Genomic DNA, 22,651 nt, shown 5'->3' with positions numbered 1-22,651 from the left:
CGTCCGAGCACTCGCCGCAGGGGCTGGGCCTGCGGGCCCCTGGCTGCGCCGCGAGGGCTGAGCGCGCAGTTCCCCGCGCCCCCAAGGGGGCACCCTTGAGCACGAGGGCACCCTTGTTCCCGGGGGAGGGGCGCCCTCATGGCGCCAGGGCACCCTTGCTTCCGGGGGAGGGGGCCGTCTTACGGGTCGGTGCCCTCTTCCTCGTCGTTCTCTTCCTCCCCGGAGGGGTCCTCCCGGGGAGCGGGCTTCCCGCGGAAGTGGGGTACTCCGTCGGTACCCTCGCTACTCGCGTAATCCCCGGGGTCGCGCCGCCGCAGATACCGCTCGAACTCCTTCGCGATCGCCTCCCCCGACGCCTCGGGCAGCTCCGCGGTGTCGCGCGCCTCCTCCAGCGACTGGACGTACTCCGCGACCTCGCTGTCCTCCGCGGCGAGCTGGTCGACGCCGACCTGCCACGCACGTGCGTCCTCGGGGAGCTCGCCCTGCGGAATGCGCAGGTCGAGAAGGTCCTCCAGGCGGTTGAGGAGAGCCAGCGTGGCCTTCGGGTTGGGCGGCTGCGACACGTAGTGCGGCACGGCGGCCCACAGGCTCACCGCGGGAATGCCGGCGTGCGCGCACGCCTCCTGGAGGATGCCGACGATGCCGGTGGGCCCCTCGTACCGGGACTCCTCCAGATTCATGGAGGTGGCCAGCTCCGCGTCGGAGGTGACGCCGGTGACCGGCACCGGCCGGGTGTGGGGGGTGTCGCCGAGCAGCGCGCCGAGGACCACCACCAGCTCCACGCCCAGCTCGTGGGCGAACCCCAGGATCTCGTTGCAGAACGACCGCCACCGCATGCTGGGCTCGATGCCGCGCACCAGCACCAGGTCGCGGGGTGTGGGCGACTGGATGCGGACCACGGACAGCCGCGTCGTCGGCCAGGTGATCTTCCGGGTGCCGCCGTCCATCCAGACCGTGGGCCGGTTGACCTGGAAGTCGTAGTAGTCCTCGGCGTCGAGCGCCGCGAAGACCTCCCCCTTGAACTCCCGGTCGAGATGGTCGACCGCGGTGGAGGCGGCGTCCCCGGCGTCGTTCCAGCCCTCGAAGGCGGCCACCATGACCGGGTCGATCAGCTCGGGAACTCCCTCCAACTCGATCACCCAGTTCCTCCTTCCGGCCGGCGGGGGCGGCTGTACCGTCCCCGCGCCGGCTGCCGTTCCTGGCGCATCCTCAGCGTCCCTCTGCGTCCCTCTTCGTTCTTCGCGGTACGGGAACCAGCCTACGGCGTCACGCAGGCCGCGCCGCAGCCCGCGGCGCCGCCATTACTCCTCACGGCGTGCCCCAGCCGGTCCGGTACGCGGTCCAGTCGCCCGTGCTGGCGCCGAAGTCGACGTACAGCGCCAGCCCGAAGGCGCGCCGGTCGCGGGCGGTGCGGGCCAGTGACACGCGGGCGCCGCGCACGGCGGCGCCGACGGTCTCGGCGTAGCCGTGGTGGCCCATGTCCTCGGTGTGGTAACCGGGCAGCCCGATCAGGAGGTTGGTGGTCGCGGGGGTGACGTGCAGCGCCAGGGACGTCTGCTGGGCGACGTAGCCGCCGAAGAGGGACTCGGTGGGCATCGAGGTGTCGTAGGCCATCACCGCGATCTGGTCGACGCGGGCGGCGACCTGCCCGAAGTACCGCTGGGACCACCACTTCGGGTGGGTGAAGGCCAGTTGGGAGAGCGCGTGCAGGTGCGGCAGCGGGTCGATCTGCGGTGCCGCGGCGGACAGCGGCACCCCGCGGTCCCCGGTGAGCTCGTGGACGGCCTCGAGGGTGCGCAGGTAGCCGGCGTCGCCGGACAGCACCGGCTCCAGGTCGAGGTGGACGCCCTCGAAGCCCGCGTCGAGCACCTGCTGCGCGGAGTCGCGGATCCGCTCGCGGACCGCGCGGTCGTCCAGGTGCAGCCCGGGCGTGCCGCCGTGGGCGACGGTGTCGCCGAGCCACGCCTGCACGCGGATGCCGGGAAGTTCGCGGTGCACGTCGGCGATGAACGCGGCCGCGGCGGGGTAGAGCTGGGGGTCGAGGCTGCCGTCGGCGGAGAGCGGGCCGGTGTGGACGTACAGGTCGTGGATGCCGGTGCCCCGTACCCGCGCGCGCAGCAGGGCGAGTTCGGCGGGGGTGCGGGTGCCGTCGACCCATGCGTGGCCGAGCCAGACCGCGTCGTGGCCGCGGGTGCGGCCGGCGGCGGCCGGGTTGCCCGCGTACTGCGCGCGCAGCGCGCCGGCCGCGCCGAGCACCGCCACCACCGCCAGCGCGGTGCCGCCGATCGCCGCACGTCGGAGCCACCGCAGCGCCGTCCGCCGTGTCATCAGGCGTCCCACCAGCCCCGATGCCCGGGCGCGCAGACGTTGAGACATCCGATCTGTAATCGACAAAGTTCGGGCTCCCCCCTGGACGGATGCCACCTTCCACGGCTATACATCGGATCATCGAAAAAAGATCCGATGTCTCGCGACGGGAGTGTGCATGAGTCCGACCATTACCGAGGTCGACGTGTACGACATCCGCTTTCCGACCTCGGAGCAGCTCGACGGCTCGGACGCCATGAACCCCGACCCCGACTACTCCGCCGCCTACGTGGTGCTCAGTACCGATTCGCCCACCGGCCTGGCGGGATACGGCCTGTGCTTCACGATCGGCCGCGGCAACGACGTCGTCGCCGCCGCGATCAAGACACTGCGACCCTACGTGGTCGGCCGCACCGTGGACAGCGTGACGGGTGATCTCGGCGCCTTCTACCGGCTGCTCACCCACGACTCGCAACTGCGCTGGCTGGGCCCGGAGAAGGGCGTGATGCACATGGCGGCCGGCGCGGTCGTCAACGCCGCCTGGGACCTGGCCGCCCGCCAGGCCGGCCGCCCGGTGTGGGAGCTGCTGGCCGGGATGACCCCGGAGCAACTCGTCGACCTGGTCGACTTCCGCTACCTCAGCGACGCGCTGACCCGCGACGAGGCGCTGGAGATCCTGCGCCGGGCCGAACCCGGGCGGGCCGAACGGGCCGAACTGCTGCGCCGCCGCGGCTACCCCGCCTACACCACCGAGCCCGGCTGGCTCGGTTACGAGGACGAGAAGCTGACCCGGCTGGCCAAGGAGGCGGTCACGGCCGGCTTCACCCAGATCAAGCTGAAGGTGGGTGCCGACCTCGACGACGACCTGCGCCGGATGCGGCTCGCCCGGGAGGCGGTCGGCCCGGACATCCGGATCGCGGTCGACGCCAACCAGCGGTGGGACGTCGCCGAGGCCGTCGAGTGGATGCGCGCGCTCGCACCGTTCGACCCGTACTGGATCGAGGAGCCGACCAGCCCCGACGACGTGCTCGCACACGCCGCCGTGCGGGCCGGGCAGCCGATCCGGGTCGCCACCGGCGAACACGTCGCCAACCGCGTGGTGTTCAAGCAACTGCTGCAGGCCGGCGCGGTCGACTTCGTGCAGATCGACGCGGCCCGGGTGGCGGGGGTCAACGAGAACGTGGCGATCCTGCTGCTGGCCGCCAAGTTCGGCGTGCCGGTCTGCCCGCACGCGGGCGGGGTGGGGCTGTGCGAACTCGTCCAGCACCTGTCGATGTTCGACTTCGTGGCCGTCTCCGGCACCTGGGACGACCGGGTCATCGAGTACGTCCCTCACCTGCACGAGCACTTCACCGACCCGGTGGTGATGCGCGACGGCCGCTACCAGGCGCCCGACGCCCCCGGCTTCTCCGCGCGCATGCTCCCCGCGACCCTCACCGACTACCGCTACCCGGACGGCCCGGTCTGGGTGGCCCGACAGGAGCTGACCCGATGACCTCCACCGACCCCGCTCCCTCTCAGGACCTCGCCGGACTGACCGCCCTGGTCACCGGCGGCGGCTCCGGCATCGGCGCCGCCACCGCGCGGCTGCTGACCGCCCGCGGCGCGCGGGTCGCCGTCTTGGACCGCGATCCGGCCGGCGCTCCCGAGGGCACCCTCGCGGTGCAGGCCGACGTCACCTCCGACGAGGGCGTCCGGGCCGCGGTCGCCGAGGCGGTGGGCGAGCTGGGCGGCCTGCACATCCTCGTCGGCAACGCCGGGATCGGCGCCATCGGCACCGTCGAGGACAACCCCGACGACGAGTGGCAGCGGGTCATGGACATCAACGTCCTCGGCCTGGTGCGCACCGCCCGGGCCGCGCTCCCGCACCTGCGCAAGGCCGCCGAGTCCCGGCCCGGCACCGCCTCCATCACCCACACCTGCTCCATCGCCGCGACCGCGGGCCTGCCCCAACGGGCCCTGTACAGCGCCAGCAAGGGCGCCGTACTCGCCCTCACCCTGGCGATGGCCGCCGACCACGTCCGGGAAGGCGTACGGGTCAACTGCGTCAACCCGGGCACCGCCGACACCCCGTGGGTCGGCCGCCTGCTCGGCCAGGCCGAGGACCCGGCCGCCGAGCGGGCGGCACTCAACGCCCGGCAGCCGATGGGCCGGCTGGTCAGCGCCGACGAGGTCGCCGCGGCGATCGTCTACCTGGCCAGTCCGGCGGCGGCGAGCGTCACCGGAGCCTCCCTCGCCGTCGACGGCGGCATGCAGGGGCTGCGATTGCGCCCTGCGGCCGACTAGTCCCGCACCATCCGTCCGCACCGTCCCCTCTCTCTCCACCGTCTTCACCCGCTCCACCCTTCACAGAGCCGACATCACCCCAAACCCGGAAGGGCAGGACTCGACGATGAGACTGCGCACGACGACCGTGGCCGCCTGCGCCGCTCTGCTCGCGGTCACCGCGCTGGCGGGCTGCAACAGAGGCAGCGAAAGCAAGGCCGGAGGCAACTCGGGCAAGGTGGGCATCGACCTGCCGCGCTCCGACAGCGACTTCTGGAACTCGTACAACGGCTACATCGAAAAGGACGTCAAGGCCGGCGCGGTCTCCGCGCTGCCGCGCACCAACTCGCAGAACGACATCGGCAAGCTCGTCGCCAACGTGCAGAGCTTCGCCAACGAGGGCGCCAAGGCGATCGTGATGGCCCCGCAGGACACCGGTGCCATCGCCTCCACCCTCGACCAGATGGCGAAGAAGAAGATACCCGTGATCAGCGTGGACACCCGCCCGGACAAGGGGCAGGTGTACATGGTGGTGCGCGCCGACAACCGGGCCTACGGCACCAACGCGTGCAAGTTCCTGGGCGCGCAGCTCAAGGGCAAGGGCAAGGTGGCCGAGTTCGAGGGCGACCTGTCCTCCATCAACGGCCGGGACCGCTCCGAGGCGTTCGCCTCCTGCATGAAGACCAACTTCCCCAACATCAAGGTGATCCCGCTCGTCACCAACTGGGACGGCGCAACCGCCTCGGCGAAGCTCCAGACCACGCTGGCCTCCAACCCCGACCTCAACGGCCTGTACATGCAGGCCGGTGGCGTCTTCCTGCAGCCGACCCTCGCGCTGCTCAAGCAGAAGGGCCTGCTCAAGCCGGCCGGCACCGCGGGCCACATCACCATCATCTCCAACGACGGCATTCCGGAGGAGTTCAAGGCGATCAAGGCCGGCGAGATCGACGCGACCATCTCCCAGCCCGCCGACACCTACGCCAAGTACGCGCTGTACTACGCGAAGGCGGCCATGGAGGGCAAGACCTTCAAGCCCGGCCCGACCGACCACGACTCCACCATCATCAAGATCCCGAACGGCCTGGAGGACCAGTTGCCGGCGCCCTTGGTGACCAAGGCCAACGTGGACGACCCCAGCCTGTGGGCCAACCAGCTCGGGAAGAGCTGACCCATGGGCGAGGCCGTTCCGCCCTCCGCGGTCCACGCGGAGGGCATCGTCAAGCGGTTCGGGGCCACCGTGGCCCTGGACCGGGTGGGCATCACCGTCGCGGCCGGCGACTCGCACGCGCTCGTCGGCCGCAACGGCGCCGGGAAGTCCACCCTCGTGTCCGTGCTGACCGGGCTGCAGCACCCGGACGCCGGCCAGGTCCGGTTCCAGGGCGAACCGGCGCCGGCGGCCGGGGACACCGCCGCCTGGCAGGCGAGGGTGGCGTGCGTCTACCAGAAGTCGATGGTGGTCCCGCACCTGACCGTCGCGGAGAACCTGTTCCTCAACCGTTTCGGCGGCGGGCGGATCCGGTGGTCCGCGCTGCGGGCCAGGGCCCGCGACCTGCTCGGCGAGTACGGGGTCGACGTCGACCCCAACGTGCGGGCGGGTGACCTCACCGTGGAGCAGCGCCAGTTCGTGGAGATCGCGCGGGCGCTGTCGTTCGGCGCCCGGTTCATCATCCTCGACGAGCCCACCGCGCAGCTCGACGCGGCCGGCATCGACCGGCTCTTCACCAAGCTGCGCGAACTCCAGCGGCAGGGCGTGGCGTTCCTCTTCATCTCGCACCACCTGCAGGAGGTCTACGACCTGTGCAGCACCGTCACGGTCTACCGGGACGCACGGCACGTGCTGACCGCGCCCGTCGCGGAGCTGGGCAAGGACGCGCTGGTGGAGGCCATGACCGGGGAGGCGCCCGGCGGCACGGCCGGCTGGCACGCCAAGGCGAAGGCGGCCACGGCCGCCGACGAGGACGGCGCGGTCCTGCGGGCCGAGGGCCTGGCCCTCGCGGACGCCTTCGAGCCGGTCGACTTCGCGGTCCGCCCGGGCGAGGTGCTGGGCCTGGCCGGAGCCACCGCCAGCGGCAACACCGCGCTCGGCGAGACCCTGGTCGGGCTCCGCCGGGCGACCGCCGGCCGCACCCTGGTCGGCGGCCGGCCGGTCAAGCCCGGGAGCGTGCCGCACGCGCTGGGCGCCGGCATCGGCTACGTGCCGGAGGACCGGCACCGCCAGGGCCTGGTGCTCAACCGCAGCGTCGCGGAGAACGCCACCCTGACGGTGACCGACCAGCTCGGCCCGTACGGCACCGTCCTGCCGGGCCGGACACGGGAGTTCGCCCAGCGGATGATCAACTCGCTGGACATCAAGACCTCCGGCCCTTCCCAGCCGGTGTCGGACCTGTCCGGCGGCAACCAGCAGAAGGTCGTCATCGCCCGCGCACTGGCCCGCGAGCCGCGGGTACTGGTGGCGATCCGGCCCACCGCGGGCGTGGACGTGAAGTCCAAGGACGCGCTGCTGGGCGTGGTACGAGGCGTCGCCGACCGCGGGGACGCGGCCGTGATCGTCTCCGACGAACTGGACGACCTGCGGGTCTGCGACCGGGTGATCGCGCTCTTCCACGGGCAGGTCATCGCCGAGTTCGGCAGTGGATGGAGTGACCGGGACCTGGTCTCGGCGATGGAAGGGCTGCCGGACGGCGGCCACGAGGGGACCGAGGAATGAGTGACACCAGCCAGTTGACCGCGGAAGCGGCCGCTCCAGACCAGCCGAAGCGGGCCGTCGCGCGGCTGCGCGTCGCCAACTACCGCGACCTGTCCCTGATCCCGGTGATCTTCATCGTGGGCGTGGTCGGCTTCATCGTCTCGCCGACGTTCCTGACCTCCGACAACCTGATCGGCGTGCTCCAGCAGTGCAGCGAGCTGAGCCTGCTCGTGCTCGGGGAGGCGATGATCCTCATCCTGGGCCGGATGGACCTGTCACTGGAGTCCACCATCGGTGTGGCCCCGGTGATCGCCATGTGGCTGGTGATGCCCAGGACCGGCTCGGCCACCTACCACGGCATCGGCCTGCTGCCCGGCTGGACCTCGATACCGATCTGCCTGCTGGTCGGCCTGATCGTCGGCAGCTTCAACGGCTTCCTGATCCTGAAACTGAGAGTCAACGGCTTCATCGCCACGCTGGGCATGCTCACCATGCTGCGCGGCCTCCAGGTCGGCATCTCCCAGGGCAAGTCCATCGTCGAGGTGCCCAAGTCCTTCTCCTACCTCGGCGGCGCCTCCTGGATCGGCGCCCCGGCGGCGATCTGGATCTGCCTGGTGCTGTTCGTGGTCGGCGGCCTCGCCCTGGGCTACCTGCGGCACGGCCGCGCGCTGTACGCCATCGGCGGGAACAAGGAGGCGGCCCGCGCGGCCGGCATCCGGGTCGACCTGATCACCTGGACCGTCCTGGCCATCGCGTCCCTGCTCGCCGCGTTCTCCGGTGTGCTCTACGTCGGCCACTACGGCGCGATCTCCTCCACCCAGGGCCAGAACTGGATCTTCCAGGTCTTCGCGGCCACTGTCATCGGCGGGATCAGCCTCAACGGCGGGCGCGGCACCCTGTTCGGCGCCCTCACCGGTGTGGTCGCCCTCCAGCTCGTGGTGAACGTGATGACACTCGGCGGTGTGCCGCCGCTGTGGAACCAGTTCCTCTACGGTGCGATCATCATCGTCGCGCTGATCATCTCCCGGTTCGCCAGCGGGGAGCAGGAGGACTAGTCCCGGCCACGGCGGGCCGGCCGCCGTATCACGGGCCGGGTGACGGGAGCGCCGCGCGTTCCCCGCACCCGGCCCCGGCACGGCCCCGCACCGACGCACACCCCAAGGAGAGCCCACCCCATGCCCGTACCGGCACTGCCCCGGCTCGGCCTCGGCTGCGCACCGCTGGCCAACCTCTACACCGCGATCACCGACGAGCAGGCCGAGGCGACCGTGGCCGCCGCGTTCGAGACCTCCGGCGGGGACGTGGCCTATCTCGACACCGCCCCGCACTACGGAGTGGGCCGCTCGGAGGAACGGCTCGGGCGGGCGCTGGCCGGGCGCGACCGCGGGTCGTACCTGCTGTCCACCAAGGTCGGCCGCCGGCTGCGCGACCTCGGCCCCGGCGAGGCGCCGGACGGCCAGGGCTTCGAGGAGAGCCCCGCCCGGGCCCGGGTCTGGGACTTCAGCGCGGACGGCATCCAGGCCACCCTGGAGGGCTCGCTGAGCCGCCTCGGCGTGGACAGCGTCGACATCGTCTACCTGCACGACGTCGAGGACCACCTGCGTGAGGTGTACGCCACCGGCTTCCCGGCGCTCGCCGCCCTGCGCGACCAGGGCATGGTCAAGGCGATCGGCTTCGGCATGAACTACAGCGGGGTGATGGCCCGCCTCGTCGCCGACCTCGACGTCGACGTGGTGCTGTGCGCCGGCCGCTGGACGCTGCTGGAGCGCACCGCCTACGACGACCTGCTGCCGGTCTGCGAGCGGCGCGGCACCCGGGTGGTCGTGGGCGGCGTCTACAACTCCGGGCTGCTCGCCGACCCGAGCCCCGGCGCCCACTACAACTACGCCGCCGCGCCGGTCGACCTGCTCGCCCGCGCCCAGGACATCCAGCGGGTCTGCGCCCGGTTCGGGGTGCCGCTGCGGGCGGCCGCCCTGCGCTACCCCTTCGCCCACCCGTCGGTGGTCTGCGCGCTGGTCGGCGCGGCGAGCGAGGCGGAGGTCCGCGACAACGCCGCGATGTTCGGGTACGAGATCCCCGACGCCCTCTGGCACGCCCTGGTCGACGAGGGTCTGCTCGACGCCGACGTACCGCTGCCGCTGACGGGGAAGTGATCCGGACGATGAGAATCGACGCGCACCACCACCTGTGGGACCTCGACCGGCGCCGCCAGCCCTGGCTGCGCGGCGACGCCCTCGCACCCATCAGCCGCACCTTCACGCTGCCCGAGCTGGAGCCGCTGCTCGACGCGCACGGCATCGAGGCCACCATCGCGGTCCAGTCCAGCTCCTCGCTCGACGAGACCCGCGAACTGCTGGCCCTCGCCCGCGGCTCGCACGGCCGGATCGCGGGGGTGGTCGGCTGGGCCGACCTCACCGACCCCCGCTCCCTGCCCGGCGTGCTCGCCGAACTGGCCGAGGCCGGCCCGCTGGTCGGCATCCGCCACCAGGTCCAGGACGAGGTCGACCCGCTCTGGCTGGACCGGCCCGATGTCCGCGCCGGACTGCACGCGGTGGGCGCCGCCGGCCTCGCCTTCGACCTGCTCGTCACGCTGCGGGAACTGCCGGCCGCCCTCGGGGTGGTCGAGGAACTGCCCGAGGTGCGGTTCGTCCTGGACCACGCGGGCAAGCCGCAGATCGCCGCGGGGGAGTGGGAGCCCTGGGCCGAGCTGATCTCCGGGCTCGCCGACCACCCGAACGTGACGTGCAAGCTGTCCGGGCTGGTCACCGAGGCGGACTGGGAGTCCTGGCGCCCCCAGGACGTCCTGCCCTACGCCCGCCACGTCCTCGCGTCCTTCGGCTCCGACCGGGTCCTGTTCGGCTCCGACTGGCCGGTCTGCACGCTGGCGGGGCGCTACTCCGATGTGTTCGCTCTCGCGGAGCAGGCGATCGCGTCCCTCGACCCCGATGAGCGGGATGCGGTGCTCGGGGGGAACGCGGTCCGCGCCTACGGGTTGGGCGGACCCGCCGGGGTGCCCCGCTAGGCCGTTCGAGGGACCACGTGCCGGTGGGGGGTTGTTCGCGCAGTTCCCCGCGCCCCTGGGTATGTGCGACTCCTTCCGCGAAAGGAGGGCCACCAACCAAGGGGCGCGGGGAACTGCGCGACAAGCCACCGCGGACCGCAAGGTCCCGTCGATACAGGACGGGGCACCCCGGAGGGTCAGGGCACCCTCCTAGAGGGTGGACCTCAGCCATTGCTCGACGCTGGCGACGTGAACCGTGGCCCAGGAACGCGCGGCCTCCGCATCCCGATCACGAAGCGCAGCCAGAATCGCGCGGTGCTCGTGCAGCGTGCGGCTGACCGCGTCCTCCTGGGTGAGCCCGCGCCAGACGCGCGCCCGGGTGGTCGGGCCGGAGAGCCCGTCCAGCAGCGAGCAGAGCACGGAGTTGCCGGAGCCCTGGACGATGCCGCGGTGGAACTCCAGGTCGGAGGCGACCAGTTCCTCCACGGACGGGGTCGGCCCGAGCGCGTCGAGCTTGCCCTCCAGCGTGTCGAGGTCCTCCGGGGTGATCCGCACCGCCGCCATCGCGGTGGCGGCCGGCTCGAGGATGCGCCGCACCGCCAGGAACTCCAGCACCGTGTCGTCCCGGTGGAAGTCCACCACGAAGCTCAAGGCTTCCAGCAGGAGTTGGGGGTCGAGGCTGGTGACGTAGGTGCCGTCGCCCTGGCGCACGTCGAGGATGCGGATCAGCGACAGCGCGCGCACCGCCTCGCGCAGGGAGTTGCGGGAGAGTCCCAGCTCAGCCGCGAGTTCGCTCTCCTTGGGCAGCCGGTCGCCCGGCCGCAGCGCCCCCGAGACGATCATCTCTTTGATCTTCTCGATCGCCTCATCCGTGACCGCCATCCGGGCCCTCCCCAGTTCCACATCTCCCGGCACCACGATGTGCCAGACCTCCGATGTATCTCCATTATGAGCCACAACCCGTCCTGGTCCTAACGGTCGCCCGAACCGGTCCCGCGGATCATCCGGCGGCGTAGTGCGTGGGCGGCACCCCGGTGGCGGCGGTGAAGTCCCGGATGAAGTGCGACTGGTCCGCGTAACCGAGCTCGGCGGCGAGCCGGGGCCAGTCGGGCCGGGTGCCCTCGTCCGCGCGCGCGGCGGCCTCGTGCAGCCGGGCCCGGCGCAGCACCCACTTCGGCGACGCTCCGACGTATTCCGCGAACAGCCGCTGCAACCGGCGCACCGGCATGCCCAGTTCCCGGGCGAGCGCGTCGACCCGCGGCGTGCCGGGCCCCGCGGTCAGCCGGTCCACCAGCGCCCCCACCTCGGCCACCCGCGGGTCGGGCTCGGCCGGCAGCACGCCCAGCAGGAACCGGTCGACCGCCGCGGCCATCGCCTCCAGGTCGTCCCGCGCCAGCACCTCCCGGCGCAGCGCGGTCACCCCGGCGCCGAAGTACTCCGCGGCCGGCACCGCGCGGTCCACCAGTTCGGCCACCGGCCCGCCGGCGAACGGCCGGAACGCCCCGGCCCGGAACCGCACCCCGAACGCCTGCCCGCGCCCGGACAGCACCCGGCGGTACACCGCGCGCTGCACCCCGTAGACCAGGGCGCCCGACTCCTCCAGGACCAGGTGCACGTTGGGGTGCGCGAGGACGTCCTGCACGTGGTCGGGGCGGCCGCGCAGGTCCCAGCGCGGGTTCCAGTAGTACTCCACGTACCCGGCGAGCGCGTCCGCCGGCGGGTGCACCCGCAGTTCGAGGTGCCGTGCCGCCTCCTGCGGCCGCAGCACCCCGCGTCGCATCCCGTGCCCGCTCATGGGCCCAGCCTAGGAAGGACCGGACGGCCTGTCGCGTTTCTTCAAGACCGGCCCGGTTCGGCGGCCCTAACGTCGGGCCCATGGACACCATCCACCCCCAGATGACCAGCGCCGCCGCCGAAGCCGTCCGGATCACCGCGGCCGTCGACCCCGGACGGTTCGCCGCCGTGACGCCCTGCCCCGCGTACGACACCCGCGCGCTGACCAACCACCTCGTCGCGTACACCGGCGTCGGCATGGAGCTGCGGGCCCGGCGCGAGCCGCATCCCGACGATCTGGCCACCCGCGACTTCACCGCCGCGCCGGACTGGGCCGCGGCCTACGCCCTGGACCTGGACCGCGCGCTGGCCGCCTGGGCCGAACCGGCCGCGTGGGAGGGCGAGGTCCCGATGGGCGACGCGGCGATGCCGGCCGGTGCCGTGGCCCGGATGCTCTTCCTCGAACTCACCCTGCACGCCTGGGACCTGGCGAAGGCCACCGGCCAGGAGTACCGCGCGGACGAGGGGACCGCGCAGCTCATGCTCGACACGGTCGAGGAGTTCGCCGCGATGTACCGCCAGTACGAGGGCTTCGCCGAGCCGGTCCCGGCCCGCTCCGGGGCGTCCGTGCTGGAAACCGCTGTCGCCCGTTCCGGCCGGGACCCATACTGGCGCGCGTGATCCAGTACGAACTGATCGACCGGGTCCGGGCGCTGTGCCGGGACGACGAGAGCATCCGCGCGGCCCTGATGTACGGCTCGTTCGCGGCGGGGGAGGGCGACGCGCACAGCGACGTCGAGTTCTGGCTGTTCCTGGACCCGAAGGCGCGGGCCGTCCTCGATCCGGAGCGGTGGTGCGCCGAGGTCGCTCCGGTGCACCTGGTGCTGCGCAACGAGTTCGGCACCCACGTGGCCCTCTTCCCGGGCCCGGTCCGCGGCGAGTTCCACTTCGCCACCACCGAGGACATCGCGTCGGTGGCGCAGTGGCCGGCCCGGGGCGCGGCCGTCGACGCGATGGTCGTGGTGGACCGCGACGGCGCGCTCACCCCGGTGCTGGCCGCGCTGCCCGAGCAGGCGGTGCTGCCCGCCACCCCGGACGAGATCGCCGACCTGTGCGGCCGGTTCGCGAACTGGATGGTGCTCGCGGCGCACGTCACCGCCCGCGGCGAGCGGCTGCGCGCGCAGGATGCCCTCGCGCACGCCGCCCGCCACCTGCTGTGGATGGCCCGCCTCGCCGAGGACAGCACCGCGCACTGGCTGACCCCGTCCCGCGCCGCGGAGGCCGAACTGCCGCGGCGTACCGTCGAGTCGGTCGCCGCCGGCACGCTCGCCGGCCTGTGGCGCGAGGGCCGGGAACGCTGGCTGGTCCTGCTGGACCGGATCGGCCGCCGGCACCCCGACGCGCTCCTGGCGGAGCTCGACGCGCTGCTGGCCCCCGTGTCGTAGCCGGGCACGGAACCCGGGCACGAACCGGCCCCCGAAGCCCGGGGAAGCGGGCTCCGGGGGCCGGCCCGGTATACGGCGGAGCGCCTCAGTCCCGGCGCGCCTCCAGGATGCGGGCCACGCCCGCGCGCACCTCGGGGGTGTCCAGGCCGCGGATCGTCAGCGTGGTCCGCCGCCGCAGCACGTCGTCCACGTCGTACGCCCACTCGTGGTCGCGGGCGTAGACCACCTGGGCCCAGATCTCCGGCGCGTCCGGGTGCACCCGCTCCGCCAGCGCCGGGTCCTCGTTGGCGAGGCGGGCGATGTCGAAGGCGAGCGAGCCGTAGTGCCGGGCGAGGTGCCCGGCGGTGTCGCCGGCCATCCGCGGGCCGGGCGCGGTCCCGTCGACGACCAGGCGGTGCGCGACCGCGCCGGGGCTGGAGAACCCGGGCAGCGGGGCGTGCCGCGGCAGCCGGGACAGCGGCTCCATGTCGTCGGCGAGCGGGTGACCGGGCAGTTCCGCGAGCTTGGCGAGCACCGTGCGGCCGATGTGCCGGAAGGTCGTCCACTTGCCGCCCGCGACCGACAGCATGCCGCCGCGGCCCTCGGTGACCACCGTCTCCCGCTTGGCCTTCGCGGTGTCACCCGGGCCGCCGGGCAGCACCCGCAGGCCCGCGAAGGAGTACGTGATCAGGTCCCGGGTGAGCTGCTGGTCCCGGACGGACAACGACGCCTCGTCGAGGATCTGGCGGATGTCGGTGTCGGTGACCGCCACGTCGCGCGGGTCGCCCTCGTACGCCTCGTCGGTCGTGCCGAGCAGCAGCATGTCCTCCCACGGCAGGGCGAAGGTGATCCGGTACTTGTCGATCGGCGTGGCCAGCGCGGCCCGCCACGGCGAGGTCCGCTTCAGCACCAGATGGGCGCCCTTGGACAGCCGGATCGACGGGTCCGCGGCCGGGTCCTCCATCCGCCGCAGGTGGTCCACCCACGGGCCGGTCGCGTTGAGCACCAGGCGCGCGTCGACGCCGAACTCGGTGCCGTCGGTGCGGTCGCGCAGATCGGCACCGGTGACCCGGCCGCGGGTGAAGCGCAGCCCGGTGACCTCGGCGTGGTTGAGCACGGTCGCCCCCGCGCCGACCGCCGCCCGGACCGTCATCAGCGCCATCCGGGCGTCGTTCATCTGCCCGTCCTCGTAGACCGCGACCGCGCGCAGGTTGTCGGTGCGCAGCTCCGGCACGTCGCGCGCGGCCCGGGCCGGGGTGATGACGTGGCCGACCCCGTCGCGGAACGCCGACAGCGCGGAGTACGCGAACACGCCCGCGCCGAGCTTGGCCGCGCCGTGCGGGCCGCCCTTGTACACCGGCAGGTAGAAGGTGAGCGGGTTGGCCAGGTGCGGCGCGACGTCGCGGGAGACGGCGCGCCGCTCGAGGTGGTTCTCGGCGACCAGCCGCACCGCTCCGGTCTGGAGGTAGCGCAGGCCGCCGTGCAGCAGCTTGGAGGAGGCCGAGGAGGTGGCGCCGGCGAAGTCGCCGGCGTCCACCATCGCCACCCGCAGTCCCGACTGCGCGGCGTGCCAGGCGGTGGTGATGCCGAGGATGCCGCCGCCGATCACCAGCAGGTCGTACGTGGCGTGCCCGAGCAGGTCGCGGGTCTGGGCCCGCCCGGGGGTCGCACCGGCGGTCGGGTGCGTCCCCAGTGCGGGGACGCGTTGCAGGGTGGTCATGGTTTTCCTCAGTGCTCCTCTTCTTCGATCCAGCCCATGGTCCGCGTCACGGCCTTGCGCCAGTTGTGGTACTCGCGGTCCCGGTCCGCCCCGTCCATCCGGGGCGTCCACTCCGCCGCGCGCTTCCAGTTGGCGCGCAGCGCGTCGGTGTCCGGCCAGAAGCCGACGGCGAGGCCGGCGGCGTAGGCCGCGCCCAGGCAGGTGGTCTCGGCGACCATCGGGCGCACCACGGGTGCGTCCAGCACGTCGGCGAGGGTCTGCATGAGCAGGTTGTTGGAGGTCATGCCGCCGTCGACCTTCAGCGCGGCCAGTTCGACCCCGGAGTCCTTGGTCATCGCGTCGGCGATCTCCCGGGTCTGCCAGGCGGTCGCCTCCAGCACGGCGCGGGCGATGTGCGCCTTGGTGACGTAGCGGGTCAGTCCGGCGATCACCCCGCGGGCGTCGTCCTGCCAGTAGGGCGCGAACAGCCCGGAGAAGGCGGGCACGAAGTACGCGCCGCCGTTGTCCTCGACCGTCAGCGCCAGCGTCTCGATCTCGGCGGCGGTGCTGATCAGCCCCATCTGGTCGCGCATCCACTGCACCAGCGCACCGGTGACCGCGATGGAGCCCTCCAGCGCGTACACGGGGGCGTCGTCGCCGATCCGGTAGCCGACGGTGGTGATCAGGCCGTTGCGGGAGTCGACCGGGGTGCTGCCGGTGTTCAGCAGCATGAAGGTGCCGGTGCCGTAGGTGGACTTGGCCTCGCCCTGCGAGAAGCAGGTCTGGCCGAACAGCGCGGCCTGCTGGTCGCCGAGCGCGGAGGCCACCGGCACGTCCTCCAGCCCGCCGATGGTCGCGGTGCCGTACACCTCGGAGGAGGAGCGGATCTGCGGCAGGACCGCCGCCGGGACGCCGATCGCGTCGAGGATGTCCTGGTCCCAGTCCAGGCTGCGCAGGTCCATCAGCAGGGTGCGGGAGGCGTTGGTGACGTCGGTGACGTGCACGCCGCCGTTCACCCCGCCGGTGAGGTTCCAGATCACCCAGGAGTCCATGGTGCCGAAGAGGATGTCGCCCGCCTCGGCGCGCTCGCGCAGGCCGTCCACGTGGTCCAGCAGCCAGCGGATCTTCGGCCCGGCGAAGTACGACGCCAGCGGCAGGCCGGTCGTCGCGCGGAACCGGTCCTGGCCGACGTCCCGGCCCAGTTCCCGGCAGAGCGTGTCGGTGCGGGTGTCCTGCCAGACCAGGGCGTTGTGCACCGGCTCACCGGTGTGCCGGTCCCACAGCAGCGTCGTCTCGCGCTGGTTGGTGATGCCGATCGCCTTCACGTCGGCGGGGGTGAAGCCGGGGATGTCCTGGGCGGCCTTGCGGATCGCGCCGGCCACCACTTCCTGGACGTTGGTCCAGATCTCGGCGGCGTCGTGCTCGACCCACCCCGGCTTGGGGAAGATCTGCTCGTGCTCCTTCTGGTCGACGGCGACGATCCGGCCGTCCCGGTCGAAGACGATGCAGCGGCTGGACGTGGTGCCCTGGTCGATGGCGGCGATGAACGGGCCGGAGCCGTGCGAGGAGCCGGAGTCGGCGGAGTCGGCGGCGGTGCCGTTCGGGGTGTCGGTCACGATGTGCTCCTGCGGTGATCTGGTGTCGGGCGGGCGGTGGACGGTGGGCGCCGTCGGACGGGTGGTGCGGTCCGGTCCGGGCTGCCCACCCGGTGGCTGCTGCGTCGGGCTGTGCGGGTCACATGAAGGCCAGCCTGTACAGCCCGCCGGCGATCGCGGCGCCGACAAGCGGGCCGACCACCGGAATCCACGCGTAGCCCCAGTCCGAGCCGCCCTTGTTGGGCAGCGGCAGCAGCGCGTGCACGATCCGCGGTCCGAGGTCGCGGGCCGGGTTGATCGCGTAGCCGGTCGGGCCGCCGAGCGACAGGCCGATGCCGACCACCAGCAGCGCGGTGAGCAGGATGCCCAGGCCGTTGAGGGCCAGGCCCTTGGTCATGCCCTGGGTGAGGATGAACAGCACCAGCACCGCGGTGGCGATGATCTCGGTGAGCAGGTTCTGCACCGGGTTGCGGATCTCCGGGCCGGTCGAGAAGATGCCGAGCACCGGTCCGCCGGGCTGCGCCGGGTTGCCGGTGCTGGGTCCGGCCGGGTCCGCCTTCGGCGCGGCCTCGGCGCCGGGCGCGCCCTCCGCGGTCCGCTCGGCGCGGCCGTCCGGCCCGCCCACCACCTCGGGGTCGGTGAGGTGCGCCTGGAACTGGCCGAGGTAGGCCAGCCAGACCAGCACCGCGCCGATGATCGCCCCGCCGAACTCGCCGATCAGGTAGTAGGGCATCGTGCTCCACTCGCCGGTCTTGATGGCGATGCCCAAGGTGACGGCCGGGTTCAGCTGGCCACCGGAGTAGCCGTTGGCGATGTAGGCGCCGGCCAGCACCGCGAGGCCCCAGCCGAAGGAGATCGCCACCCAGCCGGCGTCCAGGGCCTTGGATCGTTTGAGCGTCACCGCGGCACACACTCCGCCGCCGAGCAGGATCAGAACGGCGGTTCCGAAGAGTTCACCGATGACTATGTGGCCGTTGGACACATCGACTCCTTTGTCTCAGTCCCTGAGCCGCGGCCGGCCAGCCGTCCGTTGTTCGACATTGTCGACCGCAGGTCGAAAGTCTCGCCCCCCACGATGACCAGGTCAATAGCCATGTGACCGAGCAGACTCACCGTCCACGCGGGCGGGCGGCCCGCCGCCGCTCCCGTGCCCTCTCCGCGCCCCGCCGGAACCGCCCGGGGCGGCGCTCAGAACCGGCCCGCGCCCAGGTCGCGGGAGACCGCCCGCGCGCAGTCCCGCACCGCCGCCACCAGTCGCGGCCTGATCGCGCCGTCGTCGTCGCAGACCCGCTCCACCGCGCCGCTGATGCCCACCGCCCCGACCGGCATCCGGCGCCGGTCGTACACGGGCGCGGCGATCGACGCCACGCCCTCCCAGGTCTCCTCCAGGTCGGCGGCCCAGCCCCGGGCCCGGGTCAGGTCGAGCAGCGCCTCGAAGTCCGCGGCCGAGGTCACCGTCCGCCCGGTCAGCGCGGCCCGCTCGCCCTCGGCGGCCTCGCTGTGCGCCACCGGGTCGTACGCCGCCAGCACCTTGCCGAGCGCGGTGCTGTGCAGCGGCTGCATCGCGCCCACCTCCAGCACCTGCCGGCTGTCGTCCGGCCGGAAGACGTGGTGCACGATCAGCACGCCCTGCTGGTGCAGCACGCCCAGGTACGCCGACTCGCCGCTGGACCTGGCCAGGTCGTCGGTCCACACCAGGGCGCGGGCCCGCAGCTCGTGCACGTCGAGGAAACTGTTGCCCAGCCGCAGCAGCTCCGCGCCGAGCTGGTACTTCCCCGACACCGGGTCCTGCTCGACGAAGCCCTCCTGCTGGAGGGTGCGCAGGATGCCGTGCGCGGTGCCCTTGGCCAGTCCGAGTGAGGACGCCACGTCCGACAGCCCGAGCCGGCGCTCGCCGCCGGCCAGCAGCCGCAGGATCGCCGCGGCGCGTTCCAGTGACTGGATGGGACCTGGCATGGCGGACGCTCCAAGAGGTACGGGACGGTGCGGGTCGGTGGCGGGCACGGATCGACGGGTCGTGCGGGTGTCGGCGGTACGGTCGGAGGGAAGCAGGGACGCGGTCGACAATGTCGACCTTCATCCTCCTTCATCATGGCAGAGCCGAGCCAGACCCCCACCGCCGCCACCTGCCAGAACAGCGCCGCCCGGGTGGCACCACCCGTCCGCCCCTCGGAAACGTCCGGGCCCCGCGTGTCCACGCCCGCTACCCTGGCGGGGTGCGTGCCACGCCTGCGGGCGTGGCAGCGCATAGCCGACAGCCGTCGCACCCCAGGGAGCAGTCCATGGCATCGCCGTCCCCCTCGTCCAGTCACGCCCCGTCCGCGCACGACGCGGCCCGGGTCACCGCGCTACGGGAGGCCCTCGCCTCGCGGATCGTCGTCGCCGACGGCGCGATGGGCACCATGCTCCAGGCCCAGGACCCCACGCTCGACGACTTCCAGCAGCTCGAGGGCTGCAACGAGATCCTGAACGTCACCCGTCCGGACATCGTGCGCTCGGTCCACGAGGCGTACTTCCAGGCGGGCGTCGACTGCGTCGAGACCAACACCTTCGGCGCCAACCACTCGGCGATGACCGAGTACGACATCCCCGAGCGGATCGAGGAGCTCTCCGAGGCCGGTGCCCGGCTGGCCCGCGAGGTCGCCGACGGCTTCGCCGCCGACGGCCGCCGCCGCTTCGTGCTCGGCTCGATCGGCCCCGGCACCAAGCTGCCCACCCTCGGCCACACCGACTACGCGACCCTGCGCGACGGCTACCAGGCCAACGCGGCCGGCCTGATCGCCGGCGGCGCCGACGCCCTGGTCGTGGAGACCATGCAGGACCTGCTCCAGGTCAAGGCGGCGCTGGTCGGCTCGCGCCGCGCGATGGCCGCCGTCGGAGCGAACCTCCCGCTGATCTGCTCCGTCGCCGTGGAGACCACCGGCACGATGCTGCTCGGCTCGGAGATCGGCGCCGCGCTGACCGCGCTCGAACCGCTCGGCATCGACCTGATCGGCCTGAACTGCTCCACCGGCCCGGCCGAGATGAGCGAGCACCTGCGCTACCTCGCCCGCCACTCCCGCATCCCGCTGACCTGCATGCCCAATGCGGGCCTGCCGGTCCTCACCAAGGACGGCGCGCACTACCCGCTGTCGCCGTCCGAACTCGCCGACGCGCACGAGACGTTCGCCCAGGAGTACGGCCTGTCCCTGGTCGGCGGCTGCTGCGGCACCACCCCGGAGCACCTGCGCCAGCTGGTGGACCGGATCGGCGGCCACGACATCAGGCCGCGCGACCCGCGTCCCGAGCCCGGCGCCGCCTCGCTGTACCAGACCGTGCCGTTCCGGCAGGACACCTCGTACCTGGCCATCGGCGAGCGCACCAACGCCAACGGCTCGAAGAAGTTCCGCGAGGCGATGCTGGAGGGCCGCTGGGAGGACTGCGTGGAGATGGCCCGCGACCAGATCCGCGAGGGCGCCCACCTGCTCGACCTGTGCGTGGACTACGTCGGCCGGGACGGCGTCGCCGACATGGCCGAGATCGCCGGCCGGTTCGCCACCGCCTCCACCCTGCCGATCGTGCTGGACTCCACCGAGGTGGACGTGCTGCGGGCCGGCCTGGAGAAGCTCGGCGGCCGCGCGGTGCTCAACTCGGTCAACTACGAGGACGGCGACGGCCCCGAGTCCCGCTTCGCCCGGGTCACCGCGCTGGCGGCCGAGCACGGCGCCGCGCTGATCGCGCTGACCATCGACGAGGAGGGACAGGCGCGTACCGTCGAGAAGAAGGTGGAGATCGCCGAGCGGCTGATCGCCGACCTCACCGGCAACTGGGGCATCCGCGAGTCCGACATCCTCATCGACTGCCTGACCTTCACCATCTGCACCGGCCAGGAGGAGTCCCGCAAGGACGGCATCGCCACCATCGAGGCGATCCGCGAACTCAAGCGCCGCCACCCCGACGTGCAGACCACGCTGGGCCTGTCCAACATCTCCTTCGGCCTGAATCCGGCCGCCCGCACCGCCCTCAACTCGGTGTTCCTCGACGAGTGCGTCAAGGCCGGCCTCGACTCCGCGATCGTGCACGCCGCGAAGATCCTGCCGATCGCGCGCATCCCCGAGGAGCAGCGGCAGGCCGCCCACGACCTGGTCTACGACCGCCGCAGCGAGGGCTACGACCCGCTGCAGAAGCTGATGGAGCTCTTCGAGGGCGTCGACTCCAAGTCGCTGAAGGCGGGCCGCGCCGAGGAGCTGATGGCGCTGCCGCTGGAGGAGCGCCTGCAGCGCCGGATCATCGACGGCGAGAAGAACGGCCTGACCGCCGACCTGGACGAGGCACTGGCCGAGCGCCCGGCCCTCGACATCGTCAACGACACGCTGCTGTCCGGCATGAAGGTGGTCGGCGAGTTGTTCGGCTCCGGCCAGATGCAGCTGCCGTTCGTGCTCCAGTCGGCCGAGGTGATGAAGACCGCCGTGGCCTACCTCGAACCGCACATGGAGAAGAGCGACGACGGCGGCGGCAAGGGCACCATCGTGCTGGCCACCGTCCGCGGCGACGTGCACGACATCGGCAAGAACCTGGTCGACATCATCCTGTCGAACAACGGCTACAACGTGGTCAACCTCGGCATCAAGCAGCCGGTGTCCGCGATCCTGGACGCCGCCCAGGAGCACCGCGCCGACGTGATCGGGATGTCCGGCCTGCTGGTGAAGTCCACGGTGATCATGAAGGAGAACCTGGAGGAGCTCAACCAGCGCGGCATGTCCACCGACTACCCGGTGATCCTGGGCGGCGCCGCCCTCACCCGCGCCTACGTCGAGCAGGACCTGCACGAGATCTACGCCGGCGAGGTCCGCTACGCCCGCGACGCCTTCGAGGGGCTGCGGCTGATGGACGCCCTGATCGGCGTCAAGCGCGGTGTGCCCGGCGCGGAGCTGCCGGCGCTCAAGACCCGCCGGGTGCCGCGCCGCGAGCAGCCGGAGGAGCCGGAGCAGCCCAACCTGGGCCAGGTCCGCTCCGACGTCGCCGTCGACAACCCGGTGCCCACCCCGCCGTTCTGGGGCAGCCGGGTGGTCAAGGGCATCCAGCTCGCCGACTACGCCTCCTGGCTGGACGAGGGCGCGCTGTTCAAGGGCCAGTGGGGCCTGAAGCAGTCCCGCGCCGACGGGCCCGGCTACGAGGAGCTGGTGGAGTCGGAGGGGCGGCCCCGGCTGCGCGGCCTGATGACCAAGCTCCAGTCCGAGCACCTGCTGGAAGCGGCCGTCACCTACGGTTACTTCCCCTGCGTGTCCAAGGGCGACGACCTGATCGTGCTGCACGAGGACGGCACCGAGCGCACCCGCTTCACCTTCCCGCGCCAGCGGCGCGGCCGGCGGCTGTGCCTGGCCGACTTCTTCCGCCCCGAGGACTCCGGCGAGACCGACGTGGTCGGCTTCCAGGTGGTCACCGTCGGCAACCGGGTCTCCGAGGCGGCCAACGAGCTGTTCGCCGCCGACTCGTACCGCGACTACCTGGAGCTGCACGGCCTGTCCGTCCAGCTCGCCGAGGCGCTCGCCGAGTACTGGCACGCCCGGGTCAGGTCCGAGCTCGGCTTCGCCGGCGAGGACCCCTCCGCCATGACCGACATGTTCGACCTGAAGTACCGCGGTGCCCGCTTCTCGCTCGGCTACGGGGCGTGCCCCGAGCTGGAGGACCGGGCCAAGATCGCCGCACTGCTGGAGCCGGAGCGGATCGGCGTCAAGCTGTCGGAGGAGTTCCAGCTGCACCCCGAGCAGTCCACCGACGCGATCGTGATCCACCACCCGGAGGCCAAGTACTTCAACGCCCGCTGACCGGCGGTCCACCCGTCGTTCAGCGGTCCGCAACAGCCCGACGTAGACTTGTCGGTCCGGCAGAGGCCGGTTGCCTCCCCGTGTTCCACGGGGC

At 72.5% G+C, this 22,651-nt stretch carries 18 protein-coding genes; 10 read left to right on the top strand and 8 right to left on the bottom strand.

From position 1 onward, the window contains the following. Positions 1-179: 179 nt before the first annotated feature. Together C4U44_RS15905 and C4U44_RS15900 are read right to left on the bottom strand one after the other, a co-directional pair. Positions 180-1,139 (bottom strand): PAC2 family protein, encoded by a 960-nt coding sequence (locus C4U44_RS15905; protein WP_103886450.1) that lies wholly within the window; start codon positions 1,137-1,139, stop codon positions 180-182. Positions 1,140-1,308: 169 nt separating this feature from the next. Beyond that, the gene (locus C4U44_RS15900) at positions 1,309-2,328 is read right to left on the bottom strand and encodes a hypothetical protein (protein ID WP_235032119.1); all 1,020 of its coding nucleotides are present in this window, start codon (positions 2,326-2,328) and stop codon (positions 1,309-1,311) included. Positions 2,329-2,485: 157 nt separating this feature from the next. Between C4U44_RS15900 and C4U44_RS15895 the strand changes: the two genes are divergently transcribed. The 7 genes from C4U44_RS15895 (at position 2,486) to C4U44_RS15865 (ending at position 10,280) form a co-directional block, all read left to right on the top strand. Next, on the top strand, positions 2,486-3,802 hold the full coding sequence (locus C4U44_RS15895; RefSeq protein ID WP_103886448.1) for an L-fuconate dehydratase: 1,317 nt from the start codon (positions 2,486-2,488) through the stop codon (positions 3,800-3,802). Further along, positions 3,799-4,593 (top strand): SDR family NAD(P)-dependent oxidoreductase, encoded by a 795-nt coding sequence (locus C4U44_RS15890; RefSeq protein WP_103886447.1) that lies wholly within the window; start codon positions 3,799-3,801, stop codon positions 4,591-4,593. Before C4U44_RS15895 ends, C4U44_RS15890 begins: the two co-directional genes overlap by 4 nt. 106 nt (positions 4,594-4,699) lie before the next feature. Then, positions 4,700-5,740 (top strand): sugar ABC transporter substrate-binding protein, encoded by a 1,041-nt coding sequence (locus tag C4U44_RS15885; protein WP_103886446.1) that lies wholly within the window; start codon positions 4,700-4,702, stop codon positions 5,738-5,740. A gap of 3 nt (positions 5,741-5,743) precedes the next feature. Then, positions 5,744-7,279 (top strand): sugar ABC transporter ATP-binding protein, encoded by a 1,536-nt coding sequence (locus C4U44_RS15880; protein ID WP_103886445.1) that lies wholly within the window; start codon positions 5,744-5,746, stop codon positions 7,277-7,279. Continuing rightward, positions 7,276-8,313: an ABC transporter permease gene (locus C4U44_RS15875; RefSeq protein ID WP_103886444.1), complete on the top strand. Its 1,038-nt coding sequence runs from the start codon at positions 7,276-7,278 to the stop codon at positions 8,311-8,313. Before C4U44_RS15880 ends, C4U44_RS15875 begins: the two co-directional genes overlap by 4 nt. 120 nt (positions 8,314-8,433) lie before the next feature. After that, the gene (locus C4U44_RS15870; protein WP_103886443.1) at positions 8,434-9,411 is read left to right on the top strand and encodes an aldo/keto reductase; all 978 of its coding nucleotides are present in this window, start codon (positions 8,434-8,436) and stop codon (positions 9,409-9,411) included. A gap of 8 nt (positions 9,412-9,419) precedes the next feature. Continuing rightward, positions 9,420-10,280: an amidohydrolase family protein gene (locus tag C4U44_RS15865; RefSeq protein ID WP_103886442.1), complete on the top strand. Its 861-nt coding sequence runs from the start codon at positions 9,420-9,422 to the stop codon at positions 10,278-10,280. Between the two features lie 189 nt (positions 10,281-10,469). Here C4U44_RS15865 and C4U44_RS15860 read toward each other — a convergent pair whose 3' ends face one another. Further along, on the bottom strand, positions 10,470-11,141 hold the full coding sequence (locus C4U44_RS15860; protein ID WP_103886441.1) for a FadR/GntR family transcriptional regulator: 672 nt from the start codon (positions 11,139-11,141) through the stop codon (positions 10,470-10,472). A 118-nt stretch (positions 11,142-11,259) separates the two neighbouring features. Beyond that, positions 11,260-12,054, bottom strand: a complete 795-nt coding sequence (locus tag C4U44_RS15855) for an AraC family transcriptional regulator (RefSeq protein WP_103886440.1) — start codon at positions 12,052-12,054, stop codon at positions 11,260-11,262. 80 nt (positions 12,055-12,134) lie between these two features. Here C4U44_RS15855 and C4U44_RS15850 point away from each other — a divergent pair, with 80 nt between their 5' ends. Further along, positions 12,135-12,713, top strand: coding sequence for a TIGR03086 family metal-binding protein (locus C4U44_RS15850; RefSeq protein ID WP_103886439.1), 579 nt, complete (start codon positions 12,135-12,137; stop codon positions 12,711-12,713). Continuing rightward, entirely contained in the window at positions 12,710-13,477 is a 768-nt protein-coding gene (locus C4U44_RS15845) for a DNA polymerase subunit beta (protein ID WP_103886438.1), read from the top strand. Before C4U44_RS15850 ends, C4U44_RS15845 begins: the two co-directional genes overlap by 4 nt. An 85-nt stretch (positions 13,478-13,562) precedes the next feature. Here C4U44_RS15845 and C4U44_RS15840 read toward each other — a convergent pair whose 3' ends face one another. From C4U44_RS15840 to C4U44_RS15825, 4 genes are all read right to left on the bottom strand, one after another. Then, on the bottom strand, positions 13,563-15,176 hold the full coding sequence (locus tag C4U44_RS15840; protein WP_103886437.1) for a glycerol-3-phosphate dehydrogenase/oxidase: 1,614 nt from the start codon (positions 15,174-15,176) through the stop codon (positions 13,563-13,565). 8 nt (positions 15,177-15,184) lie between these two features. Beyond that, complete coding sequence (gene glpK / locus C4U44_RS15835) at positions 15,185-16,771, bottom strand: glycerol kinase GlpK (RefSeq protein WP_103886436.1); 1,587 nt, start codon at positions 16,769-16,771, stop codon at positions 15,185-15,187. 118 nt (positions 16,772-16,889) lie between these two features. After that, positions 16,890-17,732 (bottom strand): MIP/aquaporin family protein, encoded by an 843-nt coding sequence (locus tag C4U44_RS15830; protein ID WP_103886435.1) that lies wholly within the window; start codon positions 17,730-17,732, stop codon positions 16,890-16,892. Positions 17,733-17,938: 206 nt separating this feature from the next. Further along, the gene (locus C4U44_RS15825; RefSeq protein ID WP_103886434.1) at positions 17,939-18,706 is read right to left on the bottom strand and encodes an IclR family transcriptional regulator; all 768 of its coding nucleotides are present in this window, start codon (positions 18,704-18,706) and stop codon (positions 17,939-17,941) included. Between the two features lie 326 nt (positions 18,707-19,032). Between C4U44_RS15825 and metH the strand changes: the two genes are divergently transcribed. Beyond that, the gene (metH, locus tag C4U44_RS15820) at positions 19,033-22,557 is read left to right on the top strand and encodes a methionine synthase (RefSeq protein WP_103886433.1); all 3,525 of its coding nucleotides are present in this window, start codon (positions 19,033-19,035) and stop codon (positions 22,555-22,557) included. Positions 22,558-22,651: the final 94 nt, after the last annotated feature.

The organism is Actinacidiphila yanglinensis, assembly GCF_900107965.1.
GTDB classification, from domain to species: domain Bacteria; phylum Actinomycetota; class Actinomycetes; order Streptomycetales; family Streptomycetaceae; genus Actinacidiphila; species Actinacidiphila yanglinensis.
The sequence above is the reverse complement of the archived record's forward strand: the minus strand, read 5'-3'. Positions and strand labels throughout refer to the sequence as shown.